Consider the following 6,860-nt stretch of genomic DNA (forward strand, 5'->3'; position numbering starts at 1 on the left):
CATGAGCCATGAGCCAGACAAGATTGAGCGAGAACGTATCTTGCTCTGATTTTGTTTAGTTCATGGCTCACAGCTCACGGCTCACGGCTTTAGATCGGCTGATTCAACTTCATGTGACAGTTCTTATACTTCTTGCCGCTGCCGCACGGGCAGGGGTCGTTGCGGCCGACTTTGTCCATGCTTCGGCGGATTGGTTCGGCCTTGACCGGCGTGGAAGAGGCATTGGTGCTGGTGTTCGCCAGCGGGTCCGGAGCCGTGCGGGCTTGTTGGGCCGTGCTGACCGTGCGGGCTTGCGAAGCCACCGCTCCGACCCAAGTGAGGTCAGTGATGTCCTCTTCCGGGTCTTCTTCCATGCGGAACACCATCTCCGTCACGCGGTCGTTCAGGTGATTCCACATTTGACCGAATTCGCTCATCCCTTCCTTCTTGTACACGGTTTTCGGGTCTTCCTGGGCATAGCCCCGCAGACCGACGACGGAACGAAGGTGATCCATCGTGAGCAGGTGGCTCTTCCAAGAACTATCAAGCACTCTCAGGACGAGCTTTCGCTCCATCTGGTGCATCTCGGCCCGGTACAGGTCGTCGAAGGCGTTCCAGAGAGTGTTTCGCACCTGATCGGCGGTCGTCCCGGTGATTTTGGCCACATCCACGGGAACCTGATACGTGGCCATCATCCAGTCGGCCAGTTCTTGGGCGTCAGCCTGTTCGGCTTTCGCGGTCCCGGAGAGAGCTTCATCGATCTGTTTGTCGATGGCCTCCTGCGGCGTCTTCGGGAAGGCTTCCTCGCTGAGTTTGCGGATGATTTCGTAAAGGGTCGTCCGCGATTCGGTGCGGAAGGCTTCTTCGTTCAGGCTTGCGGCGTGTTGCGGAAAGCGGATTCTCGCCCAGTTGTACAAGCCGTCCCGGTCATACTTCTGCTGGCCGGGGGCGACCTGCTTTTCGGCCATGAACGAGGCCATCGCCACCTGAACCGGGAAGGCGACTTCCTTCTCGCGGTACATGGCATTGATCTTGGAGTGAATCAGATCGGTGGCCGCGTCGCCGGATTTCCCGTCGAAGTCGGCCGGGGTGAGATCCAACCGGAACTTGTTGTTCACCCAGTCGCACAGCGAAGCCACGCCCCAAGACCGGTCGAGGAACTTGCGGCCATCGGCGAGATCGATTGCATTCAACGCCCGCGTGGCGTCGTTATGGATCAACTCGCTGAGGGCTTCCCGGCCCGCCCGCTTCAGGTCGCTTTCCTTCAGCTTCAAGCCAAAGCGGGAGTTGACCAACCGGGTCATCTCCTGCCACTTCCAATCCTTGGGATCGTCCTCCACGCTCAGGTTTTCGTCCAATCCTTCTTGCAAGATGGTGGAGATATTGTTGGTGGCCTTTTCATGGGCGTAGGCCTCGGCCTCTTCGTAGCCCATTTTGCGGAATTCACCCTCGTCGAATTCCAAGCCGAGGCGGTTCCCGGCGAATTCGCGGAAGCTCTCGGCTCCGTAGCTTTCGTCGAGGAACTTGTCCACGGCCGTCGTGACCTGCTCGCTAATCATCCGCAAGATCTCGGCCTTGCAGTTGGCGTCGCCGAGGACTTCTTGCCGTTTGCCGTAAATTTTCTTCCGCTGGTAATCCATCACTTCGTCGTATTCCAGCAGGTTTTTGCGGGACTCGAAGTGATATTCCTCGACCTTCTTCTGGGCGGCCTGAATGCGGCGGGACACCATCTTTGATTCGATGGCCTCCCCTTCCTGCATCCCGAGCCGGGTGAGGACGTTGCCGACCCATTCCCCGGCGAACAGACGCATCAGGTCGTCTTGCAGCGAGAGATAGAACTTGGAGGAACCGGGATCGCCCTGGCGACCGGCCCGGCCGCGAAGCTGGTTGTCGATCCGGCGGCTGTCGTGCCGTTCGGTGCCGACGATGTGCAATCCACCCGCCCCGGCGATTTGGCGGCCGTTTTCCTTGGTCTTTTCCTTCCGCTCGATCTCGTCCGTCAGGTTCTTCCAAACGTCTTCCGGCACTTCCAACCGGCTCGGGTATTTGTCCTTGAGCATGGCCCAAGCCATCGTTTCGGGATTGCCCCCGAGGATGATGTCCGTTCCACGACCGGCCATGTTGGTGGCGATGGTCACGGCCCCGTGCCGCCCGGCTTGGGCGACGATGTCGGCCTCGCGGGCGACATTTTCGGGCTTGGCGTTGAGCAGTTCAAACTTGATGCCTCGTCGCTTGAGCATCAACGCCATCTTTTCGGATTTGGCCACGTCCGTCGTCCCGATCAGGATCGGCCGGCCGGTGGCGTGGACTTCTTCCACTTCCTTGAGGATGGCTTCCCACTTTTCGCGGTCGGTGCGGTAAATCAAGTCGGGGTAGTTGACCCGCAGCATCACCTTGTTGGTCGGGATGGCGATCACGTCCAGTTTGTAGATCTTCCAGAATTCGTCGGCTTCCGTCATGGCCGTTCCGGTCATGCCGCCGAGCTTCTTGTACATGCGGAAGTAATTTTGCAGGGTGATGGTCGCAAGAGTCTGGTTTTCCTGCTTGACCTGCACGCCTTCTTTCTTGTGCTTCGATTCCACCGCTTGGTGCAGACCGTCGCTCCACTGGCGGCCGAACAAAGCCCGGCCGGTGTGGGTGTCCACGATGATGATGCTCATCTCCCCCTTTTCGGGGTCGGGGATCACCAGGTAATCACGGTCTCGCTGGTACAGGTGGTGGGCCTTCAGCGAGTTGTCGATGAGGTGGGGCCATTCCATGTTCCCGGCGGTGTAGAAGCTCTCCACCCCGGCCAGACGTTCGGCCTCCCGAATCCCGGCGTCCGTCAGGTGGACGGACTTTTCCTTTTCCTTCACCTCGAAATACACGCCCATTTCCCGCTTTTCGCCGGGCTTGAGCGGGGCGTCGATGGGGGTTCCGGCCGCCGCCAGTTCGGCGCGGGCCTTGGTTTCCATGTCGGAAAGCTGGCGGGCAATCTTGTCCGCGTCTTCGTATCGCTTCACATCGCTGAACGCCGGGCCGGAGATGATCAACGGCGTCCGGGCTTCGTCGATCAGGATGTTGTCAACTTCGTCGATGATCGCGTAGTTGAGCTTCCGTTGCACCTGGCGGTAATACGGGTGATAGCGGGTGTCGTCCCACCGGGCCTGCTTCATGTTGTCGCGCAGGTAGTCGAAGCCGAACTCGCTGGCGGTCCCGTAGGTGATGTCGCACTCGTAGGCCACCCGGCGGGCGCTGGGGTCCATGTCGGATTGGATGTAACCGGCGGAGACGCCAAGGGCCTGATAGATCGGCAGCATCCATTCGCAGTCACGGCGGGCCAGATAATCATTCACCGTGATGACGTGGACGCCTTCTTTGCTGATGCAGTTCAAATAGGCCGCGAGGGTGGCGACGAGGGTTTTGCCTTCCCCGGTCACCATTTCGGAAATGTTGTTTTCGTGCAGGGTGATGCCACCGACGAGTTGCACGTCGTAATGGCGCATGTTCTTCGCGCGGCGACCGGCCTCCCGGCAGGCGGCGAACGCTTCCGGCAGGATGTCGTTCATCGACTCGCCGGCCTTGAGGCGTTCCCGGAATTTGTCCGTCAGCCCCTTAAGCTCGTCGTCGCTCAGGGCCTTGGTTTTCTCTTCCAAAGCATTGATTTTGGCGATGGCCGACCCGGCAATGATCGTGTGCGGCTTGTTCGGATCTTTGGAGCCAATGAACCCGAGTTTGCGAATGAATCGTTCGTTGCTGGAACCCATCACGCGGGTGAGCAGCTTGGAAACACCGTCCCCAAGGCTGGTGAATTTTTCGCCGAGCTTCTCCAAGAAGCCCATTTCCAGTTTGGTATCCGTGGCCATGAAATAGCGCCTTGCTCGGGAAAAAATCGGTTCGGCCGCCCCGTCCGGTCGCGGGGGCTGGATCGCTTAGTCTAAGATTGCCGACGAAAGCGGTCAATACGATCCACGCGACGTGTAAACTTGGACACCACTTCTGGGATATCTCGCCGGGCTGGCCGGGTTTCTTCACCAAGCGGCTGTTTGACAAACATTTCCCGAAATGCCACACTGCGGGCGTTCCTTTCTCGTCTCACATGGATGGCGAGTCTTTTTTCCGCAATTCACCCGGAGATCTCTCATGACTGGCATGCGTCGATTGATGTGGGGCCTGCCCGTTCTCGGGGCGCTGGCCACGGGCACCATCCTGATGACCCAACGCGGCGAGTCCGCTCCCGGCGTTGTCGTCGAGAAGGATGGCAAAGAATCGAAGCCGACCGACCTGAAACCGGCCGTCAGTTTGCCGGTGTCGCAGGTGATTTTGTTCAACTCCGGGGTTGGCCACTTCACCCGGTCCGGGGAGATCGAGGGAGACGCCCGTGTGGACCTCACGTTCCCGGAACAGGACATCAACGACCTGATCAAGTCGATGACACTGATCGACCAGTCCAAGACCGGCCGAGTGTCTTCGGTAACCTATGACTCCCGCGACCCAATCGACCGGACTCTGCGGTCGTTCGCCATCAATCTGAACAACAACCCGTCGTTCTCCAACATTCTCACGCAAGCGCGAGGCGAGGCCGTCGAGGTCACGCTCGTCAACACGGCGAATCAACCCGGCAGCCTGACCGGGAAAATCATCGGCGTCGAGAAGCAGAAAGTCACGACGAAGGACGGGACGCAGGAAGTCGAAGTCCTGAATATGTGGTGCGCCGAAGGGGTCCGGGCCGTGCGGCTGAACGAACTGCAAAAACTGCGGTTCTCCAACCCGGTCATCGAGAACGAAATGCGGCGGGCGTTGGAAACCCTCTCGCTTTCGCACGATTCGCAGAAAAAGGCCGTCAGCCTGAACTTCAGCGGTGAAGGCAAGCGGAAGGTCGAAGTTGGCTATGTGATCGAGAACCCGATCTGGAAGACCAGCTACCGCCTTGTGCTTGGCAAGGAGCAGCCATTCCTGCAAGGGTGGGCGGTGGTGGAAAACCCGACGGATGAAGACTGGACCGGCGTGACGATGGCCCTCGTCTCCGGCCGACCCATCTCGTTCAAGATGGACTTGTACAACCCGCTCTACGTCGGCCGGCCGACGGTCGAACCGGAACTGTTCGCCTCCCTGCGGCCGCCGACCTATGACGGAGCCATCGCCGGCCGTCGAAGCGGTTCCGGCCCGGTTATAGTCAACGTGGAATCACCCAAATCCGAGGAGCCTGCCCTCGACCAGTTGAAAGAGTTGAAAGACAGTGCCGCGAAAAGCGCCCCCGAAGGCAAGGGGCTTGGCCGGGGAGAACGAGAGTCGTTGCAACGGCAACGCTTCGCCATGCAGACGGCCGAGAAGTTGCGGGAAGAGATGAATCTCGGCGGCAGTGTCCAGAACGCCACGACTGCCTCGGCCCTTGGCGACTACCACCAGTATGTCGTGGACCAACCGGTGAACCTTGGCCGGCAAAAGTCGGCGTTGCTCCCCATCGTGAACAAAAAAGTCGAAGGCAAACGGGTCAGCATCTACAATCCGGCCGTGCAAGCCAAGCACCCGTTGCTCGGATTAAAGTTCAAGAACACCTCCGGCATGCCGTTGTCGCAAGGGCCAATCACGATTTATGAAGGCTCCGTCTATGCCGGGGACACCCGCGTGTTGGACCTGCAACCGGATGAAGAACGTCTGGTCAGCTACGCCATCGACCTTGGCACGGAAGTGTCCGTCAAGAATGGTGACAACACGTCCAAGATCACCAGCGTCAAAGCGGTGAAGGGGCTGGTTTACACCAACACCCTGTTCCGCGAAGAGCGGGTGTACGACGTCTCCAACCGCTCCGCGACCGACCGCGTTTTGTTGATCGAACAACCGAACCGCAAGGGGCAGGGCTTCAAGTTCGTCGGCAAGAACCAACCGGCCGAGGAGGCCGCCGAGGTCTATCGTTTCCAGTTGGATGTCGGCTCCAAGAAAGATATCAGTTACACGGTCGTCGAGGAGCGCGAGGCGGGCAGCACGATCCAACTGACGAATCAAGCCGACGACCAGATCCGTTACCTCATCAACTTGCGGGAAGCCTCGGAAAGCCTGAAGAAACAACTTCAGGAAGCCCTCAAGATGAAGGCCGGCTGGGACACGTTGCGGCAGGAAATCCAAAATGCCGACCGCCGCATCCAGACGATCACGGCTGACCAGAAACGCCTGCGGGACAACCTGCGGGAAACCCCGAAGGAGTCCCCGTTGTTCCAACGCTATCTGACGACTTTGGAAAATCAGGAAAAGGAAATGGACGAACTGCAAGCGAAGCTCAAGAAACTCCACGCCGACGAGGCGACGACGCGGACGGGCTATGACAAGTATCTGGCCAGCCTTTCCGCCGAGTGACCAAGCGGTGAATGGGGTAGGATATGAGGTTTTCTTGGTTCCCATTCACGCCAGTTATTCAATCCCAACAAGAGCCCCACTGCGTGAGCGGTGGGGGTGGCTTTCACTCTCAGGAAGCCACCCCCACCGCTCACGCAGCAGTCGTGTGAAGATCTTTGGAAATCGTAACGTCTGATGAGAGCGGGAGTTATTATTCGCGTTGAGGCGGTTTTGAGCAGGAGACGTGGATGGAAACCCAAGAGATGCCGTTTGAGGCGAGTGTTTTAATGCGTCTCCCGCTGGCGGAGGCGACGCTTCGGTTGATGCGGCATGTGCTCGATCCGGCCGAACTGGACCGGTTGTACGACGAGTTTCGGGGAGGGTGTTACCAACGTCAACTGACGTTTTCCCAAATGGTTCAACTCATCGCCGATTGCCTGCTCGGGCCGGCGGAAAGCGCCCGGGAGCGGCTGTTGGAGGCGGACGAACAGGACGAACTCCCGGCCACGACCCGGGCTTTTTACGACAAGCTGTCCCGGTCTCCCATTGAGGTATCCGCCCGGCTGGTC

The 6,860-nt window shown here is 59.1% G+C and carries 2 protein-coding genes and 1 pseudogene; 2 read left to right on the forward strand and 1 reads right to left on the reverse strand.

Going from position 1 to position 6,860, the window contains the following annotated elements; genetic code table 11:
• Positions 1-89: 89 nt before the first annotated feature.
• Positions 90-3,824 carry a preprotein translocase subunit SecA gene (gene secA / locus BGIM_RS0118465; RefSeq protein ID WP_020471216.1) on the reverse strand — a complete coding sequence of 1,245 codons (3,735 nt, stop codon included), beginning with the start codon at positions 3,822-3,824 and terminating at the stop codon, positions 90-92.
• 277 nt (positions 3,825-4,101) lie between these two features.
• On the opposite strand from secA, the gene BGIM_RS0118470 reads away from it, so the two are divergent.
• Both BGIM_RS0118470 and BGIM_RS64905 read left to right on the forward strand, forming a co-directional pair.
• A complete protein-coding gene (locus BGIM_RS0118470) occupies positions 4,102-6,312 on the forward strand; it encodes a hypothetical protein (RefSeq protein ID WP_020471217.1) in 2,211 nt (736 codons plus the stop codon).
• 227 nt (positions 6,313-6,539) lie between these two features.
• Positions 6,540-6,860: pseudogene (locus BGIM_RS64905) on the forward strand (hypothetical protein); the annotation flags it as partial.

This window comes from Zavarzinella formosa DSM 19928, assembly GCF_000255705.1.
Lineage (GTDB): Bacteria > Planctomycetota > Planctomycetia > Gemmatales > Gemmataceae > Zavarzinella > Zavarzinella formosa.

Excerpts from the sequence above, each read along its gene's own strand:
- secA (WP_020471216.1), bottom strand. The coding sequence starts at position 3,824 with ATGGCCACGGATACCAAACTGGAAATGGGCTTCTTGGAGAAGCTCGGC.
- BGIM_RS0118470 (WP_020471217.1), top strand. The coding sequence starts at position 4,102 with ATGACTGGCATGCGTCGATTGATGTGGGGCCTGCCCGTTCTCGGGGCG.